Raw genomic sequence first — 19337 nt, forward strand, 5'->3', positions numbered from 1 at the left:
GCGCCTCACCGCAGCAGCCTCTCCGTGAGGTCCATCAACCGCTCGGCGTCATGAGGGTCGAGGGTCGGGAAACCGGGCGGAAGTTGCTTCCCCCGGTCGACGGCGGTCACCGGCGCGGTCGGCGGCGCGTCCAGGAACCGGTGAATCGGCGCCACCGCGTCCGCGACGGACCGGGCGGCGACCGCCGCCGCCACCGCGAGCAGCCCCCTTACCACGAACGGGAGCGCGCTACGGTCACCGCTCCTGGTGAACCCGGGATGGTAGAGCACGTATCGGGCGCGGCTACCGGACCGCTGGGCGAAGCCCACGCCGAGCAGGTCGTTGGCCCGCCCGGCCTGCAACTGGGCGGCAACGGCCGAGTAGCCTTCCCTCATCTGCGGATCGGCCCAGCGCACCTCGCCTCTCGTGACCCCGACACCGGCGACGTTCACGATCACCGGCCGGGTCGCCCGGTCCAGGGCCGGACGCAGACCGAAACTGAGCAGGTAGCGGCTGACGTAGTAGAGCGCGAACGTACGCTCCAGTCCCTCCACCGTCTCGATGCGACGCGGCGTCACCGCATTGGCGAACAGCGTCAACGCGTCCACGACCTGGTGCTCGCCGAGGATGTGCTCGATGACCTGCCGCGTCTCGGCCGTGCTGGACAGGTCGACCGGAAGGAAGGCGATCAGGCCGCCGGCCATCGCTTCGCCACGTGCACGGTTGCGGCCGAGCACCAGGACGCGGTCGCCACGTTCGGCCCGCCCCAGGGCGAACGCACGCCCCATTCCGTTCGTGCCGCCACTGACCACCACGACGCCCACGTCGCCCCCTTATCGTGTGCTCATCGACCTGCCCCATCCTGGGCAGCAGGCCGGCGGAGGCGAAAGAAGGCACTTTCATGTCCACAGGTGACACCGATGTGAGTGCCTCGCTGCTCGATCATCGGCTGCCGGTGCCGGTTCCGGCCGGCGAGTACGACCGCTGTCCGGTCACCGACCTGCTGCGGCGGGTGAGCGACAAGTGGACGCTGTTGCTGATCACCCTGCTCGGCCGGCATCCGCACCGGTTCAACGAGTTGCACCGCGCCGTGGAGGGCATCAGCCCGCGCATGCTCAGCCGGACACTGCGTGCGCTGGAAAGCGACGGCCTGGTCGAGCGTGAGGTGTTTCCGACGGTGCCGCCGGGCGTCGAGTACCGGCTGACGCCACTCGGTGTCAGCCTTCTGGAGCCGCTTTCCGCGCTGGCCGACTGGGCGGTCGCTCACCACGCCGAGATCGTCGCGGTTCGTCAGCGACCCGCCTGATACACCCCGCGCTCATCCGGCCGCCGATCTGGAATGCTGCGTCCATGCCGTCCTTCCCGCCCACCTTCTCCGCCGAAGTCGTCGCGCAGCCGATCCAGGCCCAGTTCGAGGCGTTTCTCGACGAACACCGCGACGCGCTCGACCGCTGCCTGGACGGACTGACCGAGGAACAGGCGCGCCGATCGTTGGTGGCCTCCCGCACCACGCTGCTGGGTCTGGTGAAGCACGCCACCTTCGTCGAGAAGGTCTGGTTCGACGAAGCCGTCACGGGCCGGTCTCGCGCCGAGATCGGCATCCCGGAGCGGTCGGAGGACTCGTTCCTCCTCGACGACGGCGACACGATCGCCGGGGTCCGGCAGGCCTACCGCGACGCTCGGGACGCGTCACGCCGGGCGACCTCCACGCGAGGTCTGGACGACATGCTCACCGGGCACCGACGGGGGCCGCTTCCGCTGCGCTGGGTGTATCTCCACGTCCTGCGCGAGCTCGCCCAGCACTGCGGGCACGCGGACATCCTCCGGGAGCAGATCCTCGACGGATAGCGTGCGGGGTCACGCGCCGGGTTCACCGGTGAGCGAGCCGGGGGCACGCATCCGCCACGCGTCGGTGACCAGTTCCGTCAGACGCTCGACGCCGACGCGCGCCAGCCGCAGCATGACCAGGGGCAACCCGTCGTACGCGGGGGTGGTGAAGAAGAGGTCGGGCTCGCCGAGGAGCAGGGCCTGTTTCTCCGCCTCGTCGCCCACGTACAGCACAGCGATGTCGGTGCGGATGCGCCGCGGCTTCCCGGGCGTACGTTCGGGATAGGACCAGACGAACCCCTTGCCGGCGACCCGGAAGTCGAAGCCGTCACTGTCGATCTCGACCACGTCGGGCAGCGACAACGCCACCCGACGCACGTCGTCCGCGTCAACCATGACGGTCACCCCGGGACCCCGCCTTCCGCACCGGCACAGCCTAGCCACCGCGCCGCCCCGCAGCAGTCAGGTCCGGGCTGCGGCGCCTTGCCGCCGGGTGCGATGGTCGTGGCGGACATCGAACCGTCTCGGCTGCGGGGGTGGAGCGACGTGAGTACCGACATCTGGGGTGGGGTGGAGATCCGGCCGCACGGTACGGGTTCGCCGTGGGAGCTGACCGACATCAGCCTGCGGGAGGTCTCCACCAACTACGACGCCTTCGGCCTGCTGTTCGGTGTGCGCAACTACGCCGGGTTCGAGCCGGTCGCGCCCGGCCGTGGCCTGCCGGACGACGTCAGCGCGAACCTGCGCGCTCGCCACCTCACCGACCGCCATCACGACCCCACGTGGGTGTCGTGGGCGGAGGTGGCACGCATCGACTGGAACGCGCGATCCCCCCGGATGGACGACCGGATCCACGTGTACGACCTGACCGCTGAGGGACCGCGCTACCGGAGCAAGGCCACCCGGCACGGGCGAGCCTGGCGCGAGGTAGCCGGCGAGCACGCGGATCACCGGGGCAGCAGTTACCCGGAGGGCACCGAATGGCGCTCGGGAAACGTGATGTGGCGGGTGGAGCGCCTGTCCAACAGCGATGCGCTGCAGCGTGACCCGGCGCTGCGCGCGGTGCTGGAAGGCATGCGCGAGCTGGCCGAACGGCACGGCGAGGACAACGTACGACTCGTCGTCTGGTTCGACAGCTGACGCCTACCCGTACAGGTGCACGCGGTGGTCGACGTCGCGGTCCGGCGCGCCGAAGGATGCCACCGCACCGTGTCCGACGTGCACCAGCCACTCCTCGTAGTACCAGCTCGGGGCGCACCCGCAGCCGGTGAACCGGAAGTTGGCCCGGTAGCGGCCGACCTGCCCGGGGGCGAGCGTGAACAGCCGCGCCGACGCCGACGGGCGCGGAAACGCTGCCGTCCCGGGCAGCCGGTCCACGACGATGGACGCCCGGTCACGCCCGAGCCAGAGCCCGGCCTCGCGGGCCAGCGCGACGCCTCCGGCGCGTACCCCGTCCCGGTGTTTGTAGCCGGCCGCCTGGTCGGCGAGCACGTCGTGGACGACCACCTCGCCCTCCGGCAACGCCCGCGGCAGCGGCATCGCGCGGACCAGGCCACGGCGGGCGTTCGCCGCAGGCGCGCCGCGAGCGTCGGCGGTCCACCGGACGCGGACCCGCTGGATGAGGATCACCGCCCAGGTGTACCCGCGCTGCCCAGCGCGCGCCAGCGGAAAAGGGAGAACTCTCCCCCGCCGCAGCCGTCCTTCCGGTCATCACCCTGGCCGTTCCCGATGGTCAGATGGTGAATCCGCCGTCGACGTTCACAGTCGCGCCGGTGACGTAACGCCCGTCCGGGCCGGCGAGGAACGCCACCGCGGCGGCCACGTCGGCCGGCTGCGCGTAGTGGCCGAGGGCGGTGAACCCGTTGATCGTGTCCGCGTTCGGGCCGTCGGCCGGGTTCAGTTCGGTGTCCGTGGCGCCGGGGTTCACCAGGTTCACGGTGATCGCTCGACCGCCGAGTTCGCGCCCGAGCGCCTTGGTCAGACCGATCAGGGCGGTCTTGCTCATCGCGTAGAGCGAGAAGCCCGGGAAGACCGCCCGCTCGGCCGTGTTGCTGCCGATGTTGACGATCCGCCCGCCCGCCGACATGTGGCGCACCGCGGCCTGCGAGGCGACGAACGGTGCCCGGACGTTCACCGCGACTGTCTGCTCGAACTCGTCGAGACTCAGCTGCTCCAGTTGTCCGAGCAGGAACGCGCCCGCGTTGTTGACCAGGATGTCCAACCGGCCCAGTTCCCCGGCCGCCCGGTCCACCGCCGCGCCGATGCCACGGCCACCACCGGTGACGAGAGCTACCTTGCCGTCGAGTGCGTTGTTCATGGGGAGGAAGCCTGGTCGACGTCGGGCCGTCTGTCCGGCGGGGATCGGACGCCGCGTTCGCGCTCGGTCAGCGGCGCACCCGGTAGCGCAGGTGAAGCACCCGCTCGTCCGGGAGCACGACGTCCGGATCCTCCAGCAGGTGCTGCGCGTCGACCGACCCGAAGAAGCGCTTGCCAGACCCGAACACGACGGGTACGACGTCCATGCGTACCTCGTCGACCAGTCCCGCGGCGAGCGCCTGGCCGCCGACGTCACCGGCGGCGACCTCGACGATGCGGTCCCCCGCAAGTTCCTGCGCCCTGGCCACTGCCGCCTCGACGCCGTCGACGAAGTGGAACGGCGCGCCGGGGTTCCAACCCTCGGGCGGCGGGCGGTGGGTCACGACGACCACGTGGTCGATGCCGCTCGGCGGCGTCCCGTCCCAGCCGTCGGTCAGGTCGAAGACGTGCCGCCCGACGACGGTCACCCCGATCTGATCCCAGTACGGCCGGACGTAGTCGTGGGACGTCTGCGACACCCGCAACGCGCCGCTGCCGTCCAGCGGAACGTCACCGCTGGTCAGCCAGTCGAACAGCGGCCCGGGCTGGTCGTTGTCGTCCGCGACGAAGCCGTCCACCGACACCGAGCTGTACAGGACCACAGTGCCCACGCCGGTTCTCCCCTTCCTTGGGTGGTCCCCAAGTTAGCGGGTCGCGGGCCGCCGTTCTTGTAGGAAATCAATCGGCCGGCAGCGACCAGCCGTCGATCACGTGGCCGGGGTGTTCGCGCAGGAACCGCCGCCGGACCTCGACGTACCGGGTCGGGGTGAGGCCGGTGAACGCCCGGAACTCGTGGCCGAAGTGGGCCTGGTCGAAGTAGCCCGCGTCGCTTGCCAGCTCGCCCCAGTCGACCGGCCGGGCGGGGTCGATCGCGAACACGGCGGCGGCGAAGCGGTAGGTGCGGGCCAGCCGCTTCGGTGTGACGCCGACGAGTTCCTTGAACCGCTGCGTCAGATGGGTGCTGCTGACACCGGCCGCCGTCCTCAGGTTGCCGATCGGCACCGCGCCGCTGGTCGCCGCGATGACGCCGCTCGTGTGCCGGACCAGCCCCAGGCCGGTGGTATCGGACAGCCGTCGCCTCAGCTCCTCCTCGAGCAGCGTCAGCATCTCGTGCGGCCCGTCGGCCGTGGCCAGCCGGTCGCGCAGCTCGGCGACGGCGGGCCGGCCCCAGACCTGCTCCAGCGTCACGGGCCGGTCGCACAGCTCGGCCGCCGGCATCGGCAGGAACGGCGCCAGGCCCCACGGCTTGACGTGTACGCCGACGGACCGGGTCGGGCGCGGGTAACCGAACTCGAACGCGCGGGTGGGCGTGGTGATCACGCAGCCGTCGGCGTACCCGGTGGTCTCGACGTCGGTGCCGCCGCGGACCCGGAACGGCGCGCCGAGGTTGACGATGAGCAGCGCCGCCGGCATCGGCGGCAGCGTCAGCCGGGGGTACGGGGGCGCGCCCTCCAGGTAGTAGAGGTCGTCGATCAGCTCGTCCAGCGGCGGTCGCGGCACTCTGGACACGTACTCCACGCCCACAGCATCGCGGACGCCCCGCCGTCACCGCCGACGCCCCGCCGGGATCGATTCACGAAAGGCCGCGCCGCCCTTGCTGTGCGGCGGCGGAATGAGTCGTTCGCCGAGGGCGAGCGCGAGGGCGACAGCGCCGAGCAGGGCGCCGATCAACATCGTGCCGGCGGCACCGTGGCTTTCCAGTACGAGGGCCCCGAGAAAGGCGCCGCCGGTGATGCCGACGTTGACGGCGGCGGACAGCGTCGCGGCGGCGAGATCGGAGCGGCCGGGCGCCACCTGAAGGACGAGGCCGCCGAGCGCCGCGGTGAACGCGGCGAACCCCAGGCCGGCGAGTGCGATCAGGACGACGGCAACCGCCGGGTGGTGGCCGAACGCGTACAGGCCGAGCAGCGCCACACACTGCAGTGCAACCGTCGCGACCAGGGCGGACCACGGGCTGCGGTCGACCATCGCTCCGGCAGCGAGGATGCCGAAGACGCTGGCGACGCCGCGCGCCAGCAGGATGGTCGCCATCGACGCGGCGGGCAGTCCGGTGACCTCGGTGACGAACAGGGCGATGTAGGTGTAGCCGGCGATGGCGCCGGCGGTCGACAGGACGGCCACGACGACCAGGAGCCAGAACCGGCGGGAGTCGGGGGTTCTGCCCCGGCCGGCGTGTCCCTGTGCCGGCCCCGTCGACGGCAGCAACCAGGCCACCACGGCGAAGACGAGCACACCGAGCCCGGCCACCGCCAGGAACGATGCCCGCCAGCCGGCACGTTCACCCAGCCAGGTGCCCGCGGGCACGGCCAGGACGAGGGCGACGTTGCCGCCGGCGAACACGATCGCGACCACCCGTCCGTGCAGTCCGGGCCGGAACAGCTCAGCCGCGGTCGGCACGACGACCGCCCAGAACAACGCATGAGTGGCCGCGGTGGCGACCCTGGCTGCCATCAGCATGGTGAACGTACTCGCGAACACCGTGATCGCGTTGCTGACGACGAAGCCGGCCAGGAGCGCCGACAGCAGCCGTCGGCGAGGAACTCTGCGCACCAGCGCCGTCAACGGGACCGAGGCGACCATCACCACCGCGCCGTACACGGTGACGAGCATGCCCACTTGGGACGGCGGAACGGCCAGGTCCACGGCCATCGGCAACAGCAGCCCGATCGGCAGCGCCTCGGCTGCGGTGTAGAGGAACGTTCCGCCGGCGAGGCCGATCAGCGCGCCCACTGCCCGCCGGTGTGCGTGCGCCTGGCCCATTGTTACCCCCTAAACCGGCTATGACGGAAACACTCTAGGAAGGCTCCTCGTCACGGGGCAACTGGTAAAGTCGGTTTTGATGGAAACAGCAAGGGTTACGCGGATGCGCCTGGTCGGCGGCGACCTCGCGCTGGACTTCCTCAACACCCGCGCCGGCCCACCCGTCGGGCCTCCGGACGACGACGTGCTCACCGGCTACGCCGAGCTGATCGCCTGGAGCGTGTACGCGGGCACCCTCACCGAAACGCAGGCGGCGGCGTTGCGCCGGCTGTCCCGCGGCAGTCCGGACAGCGCCCACACCGTCTTCGCGCAGGCACTTCGCACCCGTGACTACCTGGACGAGGTGTTCCGGCCACTGGCCGCCGGCGAGGACCCGGGCGCAGCGGCGCTGACCCGGCTGCGCGACGACGAAGCCGACGCGCTCGCCCACGCACAGCTCATGCGCGGGAAGACATTCGCATGGTCCTGGCGGGACGACCACACGCTTGCCCGGCCCTTACGGCCGGTGGTCCATGCTGCGGTCCAGCTTCTCACCACGGGTGCGCTCGATCGGATCAAGCGATGCGCGGGCTGCCGCTTCCTGTTCATCGACGAGAGCAAGAACCGCAGCCGTCGTTGGTGCAGCATGGACGACTGCGGGACCGCGGAGAAGATCCGCCGCTACGTCGAGGTACGACGCATCCGCACCAGACGGTGAGCCCATGGCGCGAGACGGCCGGCCGCAGCGCCTTCGAGGAGCAGATGTGGGCACGCGCCGGCAGGTGGGCGGAGATCACAACGGGACGGTCGTGGCGCGCCGTGGGGCTGCGTCCCTACCGTCCGGGTCTGCTCGCGTTCTGCTGACCGCTAAGACGTCTGCGCGAGGTCTCACCCACCGGCCATGCTGGCTCCGTGGATTCGCCGAGACGCCCTACCTCCCAGGCCCTGCTCACGAACCTCTACGCGGCCTTCAACAGGCGTGACATCCCCACGCTGCTGGCCGCCATGACGCCCGACGTCTCGTGGCCCAACGGCTGGGAAGGGGGCGTCCTCAGCGGCCGGGACCAGGTGAGTGCCTACTGGCGGCGGCAGTGGAACCAGCTCGAACCCGTCGTCACACCGACCGCGTTCCGCACGGAGCCGGACGGCCGGATCGCCGTCACCGTTCATCAGGTGGTGCACGACAAAGCCGGAACGAAGCTCGCCGACCACACCGTCACGCACGTCTACCGCCTCGACGACGGCCTGGTCGCGGCGATGGAGATCCGCGAGTGACGCGACGTGCGGCGATGAGTTTCGATACGGTGCCCGGTCTGATTCCCGTGCACCCAACCGCTGCCACCGGAGGTAGGCGTGAAGCTTCTTCTCACATCCGCGGGCGTTCAGAACCCGAGCATTCACGATGCGCTGGTCGGCCTGCTGGGCAGGCCGGTCGCCGAGTCCAACGCGCTCTGCATCCCCACGGCCGCCTACCCGATGGGCGGGCCGGCCTCGGCCTGGCGTTTCATCACCGGTCAGACGCCGCTACCGATGACCGGCCTGGGTTGGAAGTCGCTGGGCGTCCTCGAACTGACCGCGCTACCGAGCATCGGCCAGGAGCGGTGGGTCCCCTGGGTACGGGAGGCGGACGTCATCCTGGTGCACGGCGGCGACGCGACGTACCTGTGCCACTGGATGCGGCAGTCCGGGCTGGCGGACCTGCTGCCGTCGCTGCCTGACACCGTCTGGGTGGGGTTGAGCGCGGGGAGCATGGTGCTGACCCCGCGTGTCGGGAGGGAATTCGTCGAATGGCAGTCCGCGCCTGACGACCGCACGCTGGGGCTCGTCGACTTCTCGATCTTCCCGCACCTGGGCCTCGAACCGGACAACACCATGGCGAACGCCGAGAAGTGGGCGGCCGAGGTCGCCGGTCCGGCGTACGCGATCGACGACCAGACGGCGATCACAGTGGTCGACGGCACGGTCGAGGTCGTCTCCGAGGGGCAGTGGAGGCGGTTCCCCGCCGAGCGGTAGCTACCCGAGCAGCGCCGCCGCCGCAGCCAGCGTGGCCAGCGACAGCGTCGTCGTCACCACCACCGCCCGGTTGGCGACCGCCTCGCCGACGCCGTACTCCTGGGCGAAGATGAACGTGTTCTGCGCCGTCGGCAGGCCCGCGCACACCACCACGGCGAGCAACTGCGGCGCGGACAGGTGCAGGGCCAGGCCGGCCGCGTACGCGATGACAGGTTGTGCGACAAGCTTCAGCGCGCTGATCGCGGCCAGCTCTCCGGGCCCGGTCGGTTCCGCCCGCGACGGTGCCGCGGGGTGCAGCGACGCGCCGAGCGCGACCAGGGCGGCGGGCGCCGCGGCGCCCGCAAGCAGCGTCAGCGGCGCGACGGCCACCGACGGCAGACGCAGACCGGCAGCGGAGCACGCGACACCGAGCAGCGACGCCAGGATCACCGGATTGCGTACGGGCAGCGAGGCGACCCGGCGCACCCGGACCCGCCCGGCCGGGTCGCTGCGGCGGTCCAGCGCGACCACGATCACGGGCGCAACCACCAGCACCTGCAGCAGCACCACCACCGCCAGGAACGACACGTCGCCGAGAACCTGCGTCGCGATCGGGATGCCGAGGTTCGCCGAGTTCACGTACCCGGCGGCCATGCCCCAGATCGGCCGTTCGCCGGGCTCGCGATCGAACAGCCGGCTCGCGCCGACCCACCCGAGCCCGACCACGGCGACGGTGCTCACCCCGAAGGCGAGCAGCGAGCGGCCGGCGAACCCGGACAGCGGCATCCGGGCCAGGGCCAGGAACAGGGCGGCCGGCATCGCGAGCTGGAACACGAACCGGCCGAGCACCGACGCCGCCGACTCGCCCAGCAGGCCCCAGCGACAGGCCCCGTAACCCACAGCGGTGAGGATCCAGATCGGTACGAACGCCGACACCAGGCTCATGCGGGCGTCACCGGAGGGCGGGCGTTCGGTAAGCCACGCGGTCAGCCTCGCATCCCGTCCGGAACGAGCAAACGGGGTGCGGCACCGTAGAGGGCGACGAAGACCCGGTCCCGCAGGATCTCGTACTGCCTGCGGCACCGGACGGGTGGGCCCGGCGGGCGTTGCTGAACCTGACCGCCGACAACGACTTCCGACGGCTGGAACTGGTCGGCAGTCAGGTCCACCTCGCGGCCGTCGGCCAGCCGGTTCCAGTAGTGGTGGCCGACCTTGGCGTCTCCGGCGTGGACCTCGCCGAGGATCAGCTCTCCGCCGAGCAGGTCCTGAATGATCAGCGCGGTCACCCCACACTGCCCACGGGCTGGGTTGCCGGCGTGCCAATCCTCCAGGTCGTGCGGGTCGCAGGTGTCCGCTCCCCAGCCGGCGCGCAGCACCGGCCGCAGCATCTCCAGGTCGATCGCGAGCGGGACTGATCTTTGGTCGTGCTCCTCATACGTCACTCGGGAAGGGTCGGCCCTCGACCGGGTCAAGAGTCAAGAGATCCGACCCGTTCGACCCGGAAGGCGGCCTGATCACTTCGGACAGATCGATGGCATCCGCGATGCCCTGGACGACCTTCAGCTCGCTTCGAAACAGCCGCTCACGCACGGATGCTGGCTGCTCGGTGAGCATGTCCGGCACACGTCCGTCGTTCGGTACGAACACCATCGTCCCGGAGTACTCACGGCAGCTCGATCACCACGCCGAGCCGACACAGCGCTCGTAAAGACGTCAGACGGTGCGTAGCAGCGGTACCTGTAGGAGTAGATCCACCGGCACATGCATCGGCGTTCCCAGCACGAGCCCCCCTTCCCCGGGCTGCCAAGCGGGCCGCCATACGGATCTGCCGCGAGTTGCGTGCCGTGGCCGGCCACTGCCGGACCCCCGGCATCACCGGCGTGCCTGGGATGCGAGCGCGATGGGCGGGGCACTCCTCGGCCAAGGCGCGGACCTGGTCGGCTTCCAACTCGAACGCTTCGCGGCTGCCGGTGAGCACCAACGTGTCGGCGGCGATGTCCCACCGCAGATGATCGCGGAACTCTCGATACCGGACTCGCCGGTGATCGGCGGTCAACCGCGCCGGCCACGCCTGAGCGGGTAGCACCACGGTGTGTGGCCGGCCGGTCCCCAACCGGGAACGGACCTGCTTCCACCGCGACGGCGGGAACGCGAGGCGGTGATGCAGCAACACCAGGTCGAGCGGGCGCCCCCAGCTGTGATGGTGGGGACGTGTCGCGCGACGAAGGGGAAGATAGACCATCGTGTGCGGCGACCGGGCAGCCAGTCCCCACGCCAGAGCGAACAGCGTCGCTGTTTCCTTGTCGAGGCAGAACTGGGCTCCAAGAGGGCCCTCGTACAGACCGGCGAACCCCGGCGGTCGTGCCGGCCGCATGACCCGGTACCGATGGCGCCCGAGGTGAACGGTGCTGACCATCACCGGCCATTCGTGTCCGCCCAACCGTCGACCCACTCCAGCAACACCCTTCGACCCTCGTCGTATCGCTGTCCGGTGACCATTGTCGCCAGGCCCGGCACGACACGGCGACAGAGTTACCTGACGGCGGGGAGCCCGGCTCAAGACCGAGGGTGTACTCATGCCACCGACGTGCCGCACCAACCGTCCGAACACTTTCGCGCCCGAGCCGCCGGACGTAGACGGAAGCTGTTCCGAGGGTCAGCGCCAGTAGGGTCAGCGGGTGAGCAGATCGTCCGGACGTGCCGGGACCTTTCGCACGCTGTACCACGGGCAGGCCAAGGCCGACACCGCACGAGGTTACGGCCTGTTCCTGATTCGTCGATCGGGATCGTGGGCGCAGCACTGGGCATCGATCAATGCCGGACGGCAGCCTGTCCCGCCACCGCCGCCGGTAGACCTCGCGAAGGAGACGGTCGTCATTCTCTCGGTCGGGGACCGTCCTGTGCTCGGCTATGACGTCACGATCGAGGACGTGACAGTGCGAGAGACGACTCTGGTGGTGACCGGCGTCGAGAGGCGTCCCGTGGGCGACGTGACGCTGGACATGGCGTGTTCACCGGTGCACATCGTGGCGGCGCGATTCGGACCCGAGGCCTTCGAGGACATGCTGCTGAACCTCCGTATCGTGCCTGCGGAATGACGTGAGCCGGTGATGTGGGGGCTGTACCGCGCCGCCTGCCGCTTCCCCGCCTGTCTCACCCGTCCGGGTCTGTCGACGAGCGGATGGGACCACGGTGGGCGGCACCGGGCTGACCTCGCCGGGATGACGGCGTCACTTCCAGGTGATCGTGGCCTTTGCCCGCCAGAGATCCAAGACGGCCGCGTCCCCGCGTAGTTCGAGGCGCTCGGTCCCACTCCGGTTCCACAGCAGGAGGTAGAGCTCGGACGCAGGTCCCACGACGGTCAACTGGGCCGGCATCTCACCGGCTACCAGGCGGCGCCCGGCCGGCTCGATGGAGAGCGTCCATCCCGCGTCGATATCAGTCGGCACAAGAGCCATGCTGACGGGTGGATCGGCCACCAGAAGCCCACCGGGCCGCCCGAAGAAGCCATTGAGCAGTTCGTCGATGCCGTCAGCGGCGAAGGAGGGGGCCCAGGAGGGAACCGTTGAGACAGCCGACTCGGCATCGGCACGGTGTACCGCGGTTTCGTGAGCCTGGCGACGTGCCCAGAACGCCAACGGCGAGGGCGCGGGCAGAAACGTCCAGCATTCAACGCTCTCGTCAGCCGCTGCCAGCGTGTCCACGAGTGCGCGGTGGCCCTCCCGAAACCAGTCCAGCAGCTCGTCGTCCTCGACTGCGGCGAAGAACTCCGCCTCCTCGCGACTGGAGTAAGGCTGATGGCGCCCCGTGATGACGTGGCCCGTGGCCCAGCGATGGACGCCGCTGACATGGCGCAGCAGATCACGGACCTGCCATCCAGGGCAGGTGGGCACGGGTGCGTCCAGGCCCGCCCGGTCCGCCGCCTCTGCCAGTCGGGCGCCTTCCTCATCCAGCGCGGCAATGTGCTCGGCGATACGCATGACGGGAGCGTCCCACGCACCACCGACCCTCTACCAGGCGGAAAGGGCCGGCGCACCCTCGTACTCCGCAAGCAGCTCCCGCCGCCGCGTCGCGCAAGGCCACGGCGCGACGTCTAGGCCCTGTCTCCCGGATCTTGGAGGGTGGGGTCGAAGGTGAGGTTGAGTAGTTCCAGGCCGGTGACGGGCTTGAAGCCGATCTCGGTGTAGAGCACCAGGGCGGGGATGTTGTCGGTCTCGGTTTGGAGCGACACGCGATGCGCGCCGGCGGCACGGGCGTTGCGGATGACGTGCTGGAGCAGGGCCTTCGCGATGCCGCTACGGCGATGGTGCGGGGCCACGTAGAGGTCGCGGATCGACCACGAGGTGCCCAGCCTGAGCGATGCCGGCGTGACCGTGACCGTGATGAAGCCGCGGACGTGATCAGCTCGGATGGCGGCAGCGGCGGAGATCCGGTCTTGTGCGATCTGGTCGTGCAGCCAGGAGCGGGTGACCTCCGTGGCCGACGGTTGGCCGTAGTGCACCCGGTAGTCGTCGAACAGAGCAGCTACCTGATCGAACGCCGGATGGGCGGGGCTCATCGGCACGACCGTCGTCATGCCGTCAGTGTGGCCAATGGTCCAGCCTTCGAGAGGGCCACCACTATCGGCCGACCCAGGTGGCGACGCACGCTTCATTGCCCTCGATGTCCGCCAAGACCCACCACTTCGGTGCGTGCGCATCGGAGACCAGCCGGCCACCCGCAGCCAACGCGGCGGCGATTCGGGCCTCGGCCTGATCATGTGGGACGGCGACATCGAGGTGCATGCGGTTGCGTTGTGGGCGCCCGGCGTCCATCGGCTGCAGCCCGAAGCCCGGACCCCGACGCGCCGGGTCGGCCAGATAGTCGTCGTCGATCTGGCGGTAACCCAGCAGCGCCCGCCAGAACGGCAGCACGTCCGCGCCGACCAGCGCGTCGAGAGTGACGTTGACGAGCTGCACGGCGGTCGGGTCGGCGGGGATGTCCAGATCCCTGGCGGCAGCCGAGATCCGCCGGGCCAGCGCGACGTCGCGCGACAACAGGGACACCGTGACGCCGACATGACGCAGATCGACGTTGACGTACTGCTGCTCCGCGCCACCGGCGAGCCGGCCGATCTCATCGACGAACGCTATGCCCTTGGTTAGCGAGCCGGTGCGGAAATACGCCGAGACCACGTGGTAGAGGCAGCGCCAGTCCTCGACACCGTCGGCCGCGTGGAACTCCCCGGCCGTGATCTGCACCGTCATGCGGGCGAACCTAGCATCGGCTGCGTGACGCAGCGCACCGTCGCGCTCGCACGCACAGGCCGGCAGCGCACTCCTGTGCCGCAGATCGGGCGGGCGCTCGGTCCCTCGGCACCGCCGGCTGAGCAGGTCATGAAAGTCGCCTGCTGATCACCCTGCCGGTGTCCAGGTGCGGAGCGCATCCCCACCCGATCTCGACCGGTCGAGCGCCTAGGATGGTCCCGGTGACCTTCCCCGAACGGCGACCCGCCGACGTCCCGACCGACGAAGAGCGGGTCGACGAGGCCCTGCGGTTGCTGACCGGCCCGCCGGTCGCGCTCGACGTCGCCGTCAAGCGGCTCGCCCGTGGTGGCGGCGTCTACGCCTGGTGGGCTGCTCCTTCGGTCCTCCCCGACCTCCCCGGACCGCCGAACGACACCGATCCGTCATGGCGGATGCTCTATCTGGGCCGGGCCACCAGCCTGCGGGGCCGGATCCTGCGCAACCATCTACGACGGTCGGGCAGCTCGACGCTGCGCCGCACGTTGGCCGGTCTTCTCGTGTCCGAGGGCTTCCGGACCACTTGGACCGACCGCGTCGTCCTCATCCCCGAGGACGAGAAACGGCTGACCGCGTGGATGCACGAGCACCTGCGCCTGACCTGGGCGGAGGATGCCGAGCCAACGGTCATCGAGGCCGAACTCGTCCGGCGTCTGCACCCGCCGCTCAACGTCCACGGCGTCGACCCCGAGCACATCCAGGCCGCAGTGGTCGCCGCCAAGAACTCGTACAACGCCAGCAGCGGCCCGGAGCAGCCCTAGCTTCACGCCGTCAGCGATGCCTCAAGATCACGACGGGTGAGGGCGGCGCGGAGGTGCAGCCCCTCGGCCGCCAGGTTCTCCCGGCCACCCTGCTCGCGGTCGATGGCGCAGACCACCGTCTCGACCTGGGCACCGACGGACCGTAGTTGTCCGCACGAGGTCAGGAGCGCGCCTCCGGTGGTCACGACGTCCTCGACCACCACGACCCGCAGACCGCTCACGCGACCGCCCTCGGCCAGTTTCGCGGTCCCGTACTCCTTGGCCTGCTTACGCACGAAGACCGTCGGCAGCCCGGTCAGCTGTGACATCACCGTGGCGAGCGGAATGCCGCCCATCTCCATCCCGGCCAGCACGTCGCACTCCGGCAGCAGAGCCACCATCGCCTCGGCGACCTCGCGCAGCAGCTCCGGCTTCCCCTCGAACAGGTACTTGTCGAAGTACTCGTCGCTGACCTGCCCGGATCGGAGATGAAACCGGCCGGTGAGGTGGCAGGTGTCGTAGACGCGGCGCGCGAGCGGGTGAGTCACCGGCCCAGTCTCGCACCCGTCACCCGATCCGGCGGATGCGTACCCTCGGACGCTCGTTGCGCAGGTGCCCCAGCTTGTGCTGGCGGACCTGCTCCTCCCACACCTCCTGGTCGTACTCCGGATCCGGCGCCGTCCACCGGTGCGACCCGTCGCTGTAGTGGAACTTCTCGTCGCCGGCCCGCAGCACGCTCACCGCAGCCACCCCAGGAACCGCCGGTGCAGCGTCCCCGCCGGCGCCCAGCTCAGATCCGCCGTCGCCCGCACGAGCTGCGCCCCCAGGTACACCGCCAGCGACACCGGCGCGCCCTCGTACTCCGCAAGCAGCTCCCGCCGCCGCGTCGCGCACGGCCACGGCGCACCGCACCCGCCGCACGTCCAGACCGGCAGCACCGGCCCGTGGGTGCTCACCCGCGCACCCCCAGGAAGCGGGCGACGCTCGCGCGCGCCTGCCGGCTGGTCGCCCACGCGACCTGCCAGCAGGGGTACGGAGTCAGCCGCGCCCACCACAGCCGGCAACCCACGCACATCCCGTCCAGACCCCGTACATGCACTGCCAGGATCGCCTGTTCCGCAGTCCTCACTGGTCCTCCTGCGGCGGCCAGTGACCGCGATTGATCGGTACGCGGTGGCGGTTCCGGCACGGCAGCTCCGCACCGCAGCGGCACACCCACCGCCACTTCCGCCACGACCAGGCCGGGCGATGCCGGCGTACGAGCGTCGACGCGACCGCGAGGAGGTAGCCCTCGTACGGCAGGCGCGGCTTGGCGGGTGCGACGTCGGCATCCCGATGCGGCGCTTGCGCCGCTGCCGACTCACCGGGCGCTGTCTGCGCGTGATCCGATTCAGCCAGCCCGAGGGCTCTCCGCTTCGCCGCCTCCCATTCGGCCTTCTGCGCTTCCTGGCCCGTGGGGCGCCAACGGTTCCGACCGCCCATCACCACCTCCGTCCGCTCCGGCGCGACGGATCACCTCACAAGGGAGTGCGGCGTCGCGCCCGGCAGGATGAGGCGTTTCCTCACCCGAAAACGGACACTAGGGCCGCATGGTGATGGAGAAATTACCGCTGGTTATGCCGCCAGGCTGATGCCCAGACGCCCGGCCAGCAGACGCAGCTCGTTCGGCACGGCCCGCCGCTTGGCCCGCTGCGCCATCGCGACGACCGCGTCCTGAGCGAGCGGGTTGAGAGAGAACGGCACCGGCGCGGCCTGCTCCGCACGCACGAACGCCGCGATCGCCTCGTTGTCCCGGCGACCGGAATCGGCCAGTGCCCGCCCGAGGTCGAGCCAGTACGACATCTGCCGGATCGACGCCGCCAGCACCTGCGGCCGTACCGTGCGGGACAGCTCGATGACCCGGCCGGGCTCGCCGGACTCGGCCGCGATGGACATCTCCCACAGCGTCACGTTCGTCGGCCCGAACCCGCAGCCGTTGAACCCCATCCCGTCAGCCGGGTCACCCAGGGTCGCCGCTTCCCGGGCGGCCTCGGTCAGATGGTCGCGCGCGGCGTCGAGACGCCCGCTGACTGTCGAGGCCAGAGCCGCCGACAGGTGCAACTGGCCGAGCATCTGCCGGACCCGTTCGTCGGACGCAGCGGACTGAAGCTCCGCGAGCGACCGGTCAGCAGCCCGCGCGGCGAGCGGCGCCGACTCGATCGGCAGGCTCTGCGCGTACGCGAAACGGGTCGCGCCCAGCCACGCTGCCTCCTCCACGTCCTCGGCCGCCGTCACCGCCACGCGCGCCGCGTTCAACGCCAGGTGGCGGTACCCGAGGTGCCGCAGGCAGGCCGACGCCTGGTACGCCACCTGCGCGAGCGCCGGACCGCCCGCCGCAGCCGCCTCCAGCAGCAGGCCGGGCAACATCTGGGCCATGGCCGGGAAGTTCGAGCGGTGGCGAAGCTGCTCACTGCGCGCGATGCCCGCCACCAACTCCTCGCGGGTACGCGTCGACGGCCGCCGCTCACCGTCCTCGATCTCGATCAGCGCTGACCAGATCGCCGGCACGCACTCCGCCGCGCGCTCGCGTGCCGGGTCACCCGTCTCGGTGCCCTGACCGAGCAGGTCCGCAACAGTGACCTGCAACGCGGCGGCGACGGCGACCAAAGTGGATCTTCTGTCGATCGTCTTACGGCCGGACTCGACCTGGGAGATGTAGGACTGGCTGACCCCGGCGAGCCCGGCGAGGACGGCCTGGCTCATCCCGCCACGACGCATCCGCCAGTAGCGGACCCGGGCGCCGATCGTGTCGGCCTTGCTCGCCATGTCTCGCCTGCCTCCCAGGACGAGGGCTGGGACTTCGGCACCGGCCGGTGCGCCGGCATACCGTGCGCCAGTGTACGTGGATCGGTGCTCTCGCATTGACGTCGAGGGGTTCCTACCTGCTGCTCCCCCGCGCTCTGTGGTCGACTGGTTGAGCTGACCGGAGGTGCCGCCGACATGCCAATGCCGCCTGCCTACTTGGCTATCGCCGCCGACCTACGTGCCGCGATCCTGTCCGGAGAACTTCCCGCTGGAGCCAAGTTGCCGTCCGAGTCCGGCCTGATGCGCCAGTACGACGTGAGCCGGACCGTCGCCAAGTGGGCCATCGCCGTGCTGAAGGGCGAGGGCATCGTGGAGGGTCGCGCCGGATCCGGCGTATACGTCCGAGACACCACCCGACTGGTCCGTCACGCCCGTAGCCGCGACGTCCGCTCCGGTGACGGCCCGACTTCCCCGTTCGCGCGCGACGCAGCCGGCGCCGGACAGCAGGGCACCTGGGAGCACGACAGCCGACACGAGCAGGCCGATGAGCGGATTGCCGCCCGGCTCGGCATCGAGCCGGGAGCGCCGGTGATGCGCACGTCATACCGCTTCCTCGCCGACGGCGAACCGATACAACTCTCCGTGTCGTACGAGCCCCTTGCCGTCACCGAGGGCACTCCGATCGAGTGGGCCGAGGACGGAGAGATCAAGGGCGTCGTTGCACGCATGGACACCATCGGCGTGCGGGTCGACGAGGTCGTGGAGCGCGTCAGCCTTCGATCAGCGACCGCGGAGGAGGTCGAGGCGCTCAACCTGCCGGCCCGCACGTTCGTGCACACGATCGAGCGGACCTACACCGCGAGCGGCACGCCGGTGGAGACGGCCGACATCGTGCTACCAGGCGGCCGGTATGACCTGGTCTACCGTCTCCCCATCGACTGACGACTGGCGAGGGGGATGCGGTGTCGACGAGCTCAGCGGGTGAGAGGGCACTTCCAGTGGACAACGATCCTCATGCAGGAGCCATGAGCTTCATCTTCGAGGCCGGCGTGCTCAAGCGCGCCGCCCGGACCGGTTGGTGGTTCGCCGGTGTGAAGCACCCCGAGTCGATCGCCGAGCACTCGTTCCGCACGGCGCTCATCGGCATGATGCTCGCAGCCATGGAGGGCGCCGACCCGGCTCGCGTCTCGATGTTGTGCATCCTGCACGACACGCAGGAAACCCGGATCACCGACATCCCCCACATCGCCAAGCGCTACCTCACCGCTGCGCCCAACACCGCCGTCACCGCCGACCAGGTCGCCGACTGCCCGCCCGCCGTAGCCGATCTGATCAAAGCTGCCGTCGCCGAGTACGAGGCCGGCGAAACCCTGGAAGCGGTCGTGGCCCGGGACGCTGACAAGTTGGAGTGCCTCGTCCAAGCGGTCGAGTACCGGCATCAGGGAGTCGCGGACGTTCAACGCTGGATCGACAGCTCGCAGGCGGCACTCAAGACACCGTCCGCCCAGCGCCTAGCTGACGCCGCTCTCAACGGCGCACCGGTGGCGTGGCTGAGTCCGCCCAGCCTGACATAGACGTCGGCTGCCGCCCGGCTCCCTCCGGCTTCCACATCTGCCGAAAGTAGTGCGCCGTTTCGGAT

Annotated in this window: 28 protein-coding genes and 1 pseudogene; 11 read left to right on the top strand and 18 right to left on the bottom strand. The window is 70.3% G+C overall.

Annotated elements, in window-relative coordinates; all coding sequences use genetic code 11:
• Positions 1–5: 5 nt before the first annotated feature.
• On the bottom strand, positions 6–803 hold the full coding sequence (locus O7542_RS12485) for an SDR family NAD(P)-dependent oxidoreductase (RefSeq protein WP_281606258.1): 798 nt from the start codon (positions 801–803) through the stop codon (positions 6–8).
• A gap of 14 nt (positions 804–817) precedes the next feature.
• Here O7542_RS12485 and O7542_RS12490 point away from each other — a divergent pair, with 14 nt between their 5' ends.
• Both O7542_RS12490 and O7542_RS12495 read left to right on the top strand, forming a co-directional pair.
• A complete protein-coding gene (locus tag O7542_RS12490; RefSeq protein ID WP_281606259.1) occupies positions 818–1285 on the top strand; it encodes a helix-turn-helix domain-containing protein in 468 nt (155 codons plus the stop codon).
• A gap of 44 nt (positions 1286–1329) precedes the next feature.
• A complete protein-coding gene (locus tag O7542_RS12495) occupies positions 1330–1827 on the top strand; it encodes a DinB family protein (RefSeq protein ID WP_166456478.1) in 498 nt (165 codons plus the stop codon).
• Between the two features lie 9 nt (positions 1828–1836).
• On the opposite strand, the gene O7542_RS12500 is transcribed toward O7542_RS12495, so the two are convergent.
• On the bottom strand, positions 1837–2202 hold the full coding sequence (locus O7542_RS12500) for an MmcQ/YjbR family DNA-binding protein (RefSeq protein ID WP_176722920.1): 366 nt from the start codon (positions 2200–2202) through the stop codon (positions 1837–1839).
• 150 nt (positions 2203–2352) lie between these two features.
• On the opposite strand from O7542_RS12500, the gene O7542_RS12505 reads away from it, so the two are divergent.
• Positions 2353–2946 (top strand): hypothetical protein, encoded by a 594-nt coding sequence (locus O7542_RS12505; RefSeq protein WP_281606260.1) that lies wholly within the window; start codon positions 2353–2355, stop codon positions 2944–2946.
• 3 nt (positions 2947–2949) lie between these two features.
• On the opposite strand, the gene O7542_RS12510 is transcribed toward O7542_RS12505, so the two are convergent.
• The 5 genes from O7542_RS12510 to O7542_RS12530 all read right to left on the bottom strand — a co-directional run bounded on the left by O7542_RS12510 (position 2950) and on the right by O7542_RS12530 (position 6891).
• Positions 2950–3435: a hypothetical protein gene (locus O7542_RS12510; RefSeq protein WP_281606261.1), complete on the bottom strand. Its 486-nt coding sequence runs from the start codon at positions 3433–3435 to the stop codon at positions 2950–2952.
• 103 nt (positions 3436–3538) lie between these two features.
• Positions 3539–4123 carry an SDR family oxidoreductase gene (locus O7542_RS12515; protein WP_069090169.1) on the bottom strand — a complete coding sequence of 195 codons (585 nt, stop codon included), beginning with the start codon at positions 4121–4123 and terminating at the stop codon, positions 3539–3541.
• 67 nt (positions 4124–4190) lie between these two features.
• Positions 4191–4772, bottom strand: a complete 582-nt coding sequence (locus tag O7542_RS12520; RefSeq protein ID WP_281606262.1) for a dihydrofolate reductase family protein — start codon at positions 4770–4772, stop codon at positions 4191–4193.
• Positions 4773–4839: 67 nt separating this feature from the next.
• The gene (locus O7542_RS12525; RefSeq protein ID WP_281606263.1) at positions 4840–5679 is read right to left on the bottom strand and encodes a helix-turn-helix domain-containing protein; all 840 of its coding nucleotides are present in this window, start codon (positions 5677–5679) and stop codon (positions 4840–4842) included.
• 27 nt (positions 5680–5706) lie between these two features.
• A complete protein-coding gene (locus O7542_RS12530; protein ID WP_281606264.1) occupies positions 5707–6891 on the bottom strand; it encodes an MFS transporter in 1185 nt (394 codons plus the stop codon).
• A gap of 133 nt (positions 6892–7024) precedes the next feature.
• Between O7542_RS12530 and O7542_RS12535 the strand changes: the two genes are divergently transcribed.
• From O7542_RS12535 to O7542_RS12545, 3 genes are all read left to right on the top strand, one after another.
• Positions 7025–7618 (top strand): ABATE domain-containing protein, encoded by a 594-nt coding sequence (locus O7542_RS12535; RefSeq protein WP_167435581.1) that lies wholly within the window; start codon positions 7025–7027, stop codon positions 7616–7618.
• A gap of 194 nt (positions 7619–7812) precedes the next feature.
• The gene (locus tag O7542_RS12540) at positions 7813–8175 is read left to right on the top strand and encodes a nuclear transport factor 2 family protein (RefSeq protein ID WP_281606265.1); all 363 of its coding nucleotides are present in this window, start codon (positions 7813–7815) and stop codon (positions 8173–8175) included.
• A gap of 78 nt (positions 8176–8253) precedes the next feature.
• The gene (locus O7542_RS12545) at positions 8254–8913 is read left to right on the top strand and encodes a Type 1 glutamine amidotransferase-like domain-containing protein (protein ID WP_281606266.1); all 660 of its coding nucleotides are present in this window, start codon (positions 8254–8256) and stop codon (positions 8911–8913) included.
• On the opposite strand, the gene O7542_RS12550 is transcribed toward O7542_RS12545, so the two are convergent.
• The 3 genes from O7542_RS12550 to O7542_RS12560 are packed head-to-tail and all read right to left on the bottom strand — an operon-like array spanning position 8914 to position 10542.
• Positions 8914–9837 carry an AEC family transporter gene (locus tag O7542_RS12550; protein ID WP_281606267.1) on the bottom strand — a complete coding sequence of 308 codons (924 nt, stop codon included), beginning with the start codon at positions 9835–9837 and terminating at the stop codon, positions 8914–8916. It lies immediately after the preceding gene.
• A gap of 41 nt (positions 9838–9878) precedes the next feature.
• On the bottom strand, positions 9879–10334 hold the full coding sequence (locus tag O7542_RS12555; protein WP_281606268.1) for a hypothetical protein: 456 nt from the start codon (positions 10332–10334) through the stop codon (positions 9879–9881).
• Positions 10324–10542 carry a hypothetical protein gene (locus tag O7542_RS12560; protein ID WP_157538997.1) on the bottom strand — a complete coding sequence of 73 codons (219 nt, stop codon included), beginning with the start codon at positions 10540–10542 and terminating at the stop codon, positions 10324–10326. Before O7542_RS12560 ends, O7542_RS12555 begins: the two co-directional genes overlap by 11 nt.
• A 1028-nt stretch (positions 10543–11570) precedes the next feature.
• On the opposite strand from O7542_RS12560, the gene O7542_RS12565 reads away from it, so the two are divergent.
• The gene (locus O7542_RS12565) at positions 11571–11990 is read left to right on the top strand and encodes a hypothetical protein (RefSeq protein ID WP_281606269.1); all 420 of its coding nucleotides are present in this window, start codon (positions 11571–11573) and stop codon (positions 11988–11990) included.
• Positions 11991–12122: 132 nt separating this feature from the next.
• Here O7542_RS12565 and O7542_RS12570 read toward each other — a convergent pair whose 3' ends face one another.
• From O7542_RS12570 to O7542_RS12580, 3 genes are all read right to left on the bottom strand, one after another.
• A complete protein-coding gene (locus tag O7542_RS12570) occupies positions 12123–12872 on the bottom strand; it encodes a maleylpyruvate isomerase family mycothiol-dependent enzyme (RefSeq protein WP_064446234.1) in 750 nt (249 codons plus the stop codon).
• A gap of 113 nt (positions 12873–12985) precedes the next feature.
• Positions 12986–13468: a GNAT family N-acetyltransferase gene (locus O7542_RS12575; RefSeq protein WP_281606270.1), complete on the bottom strand. Its 483-nt coding sequence runs from the start codon at positions 13466–13468 to the stop codon at positions 12986–12988.
• Positions 13469–13511: 43 nt separating this feature from the next.
• Positions 13512–14138 carry a VOC family protein gene (locus O7542_RS12580; RefSeq protein ID WP_166456488.1) on the bottom strand — a complete coding sequence of 209 codons (627 nt, stop codon included), beginning with the start codon at positions 14136–14138 and terminating at the stop codon, positions 13512–13514.
• A 24-nt stretch (positions 14139–14162) separates the two neighbouring features.
• Between O7542_RS12580 and O7542_RS12585 the strand changes: the two genes are divergently transcribed.
• Complete coding sequence (locus O7542_RS12585) at positions 14163–14285, top strand: hypothetical protein (protein ID WP_255361251.1); 123 nt, start codon at positions 14163–14165, stop codon at positions 14283–14285.
• Between the two features lie 65 nt (positions 14286–14350).
• Positions 14351–14935 carry a GIY-YIG nuclease family protein gene (locus O7542_RS12590; RefSeq protein ID WP_064446237.1) on the top strand — a complete coding sequence of 195 codons (585 nt, stop codon included), beginning with the start codon at positions 14351–14353 and terminating at the stop codon, positions 14933–14935.
• Between the two features lie 2 nt (positions 14936–14937).
• Here O7542_RS12590 and pyrE read toward each other — a convergent pair whose 3' ends face one another.
• From pyrE to O7542_RS12610, 5 genes and pseudogenes are all read right to left on the bottom strand, one after another.
• On the bottom strand, positions 14938–15462 hold the full coding sequence (pyrE, locus tag O7542_RS12595; protein WP_104114181.1) for an orotate phosphoribosyltransferase: 525 nt from the start codon (positions 15460–15462) through the stop codon (positions 14938–14940).
• A gap of 19 nt (positions 15463–15481) precedes the next feature.
• Positions 15482–15655 carry a hypothetical protein gene (locus O7542_RS12600; protein ID WP_166456489.1) on the bottom strand — a complete coding sequence of 58 codons (174 nt, stop codon included), beginning with the start codon at positions 15653–15655 and terminating at the stop codon, positions 15482–15484.
• A complete protein-coding gene (locus O7542_RS12605) occupies positions 15652–15870 on the bottom strand; it encodes a hypothetical protein (protein ID WP_013477111.1) in 219 nt (72 codons plus the stop codon). The genes O7542_RS12600 and O7542_RS12605 overlap by 4 nt, the downstream gene beginning before the upstream one ends.
• Positions 15867–16226: pseudogene (locus tag O7542_RS30525) on the bottom strand (hypothetical protein); the annotation flags it as partial. The gene O7542_RS12605 and the pseudogene O7542_RS30525, both read right to left, overlap by 4 nt.
• Positions 16227–16528: 302 nt before the next feature.
• Complete coding sequence (locus O7542_RS12610) at positions 16529–17719, bottom strand: helix-turn-helix transcriptional regulator (RefSeq protein WP_069090158.1); 1191 nt, start codon at positions 17717–17719, stop codon at positions 16529–16531.
• Positions 17720–17893: 174 nt separating this feature from the next.
• Here O7542_RS12610 and O7542_RS12615 point away from each other — a divergent pair, with 174 nt between their 5' ends.
• Positions 17894–18640: a GntR family transcriptional regulator gene (locus O7542_RS12615; RefSeq protein ID WP_281606271.1), complete on the top strand. Its 747-nt coding sequence runs from the start codon at positions 17894–17896 to the stop codon at positions 18638–18640.
• A gap of 83 nt (positions 18641–18723) precedes the next feature.
• Positions 18724–19272, top strand: coding sequence for an HD domain-containing protein (locus O7542_RS12620; RefSeq protein ID WP_281606272.1), 549 nt, complete (start codon positions 18724–18726; stop codon positions 19270–19272).
• Positions 19273–19337 lie beyond the last annotated feature (65 nt).

The organism is Micromonospora sp. WMMC264 (assembly GCF_027497275.1).
In the GTDB taxonomy this organism is placed as follows: Bacteria; Actinomycetota; Actinomycetes; order Mycobacteriales; family Micromonosporaceae; genus Micromonospora; species Micromonospora chalcea.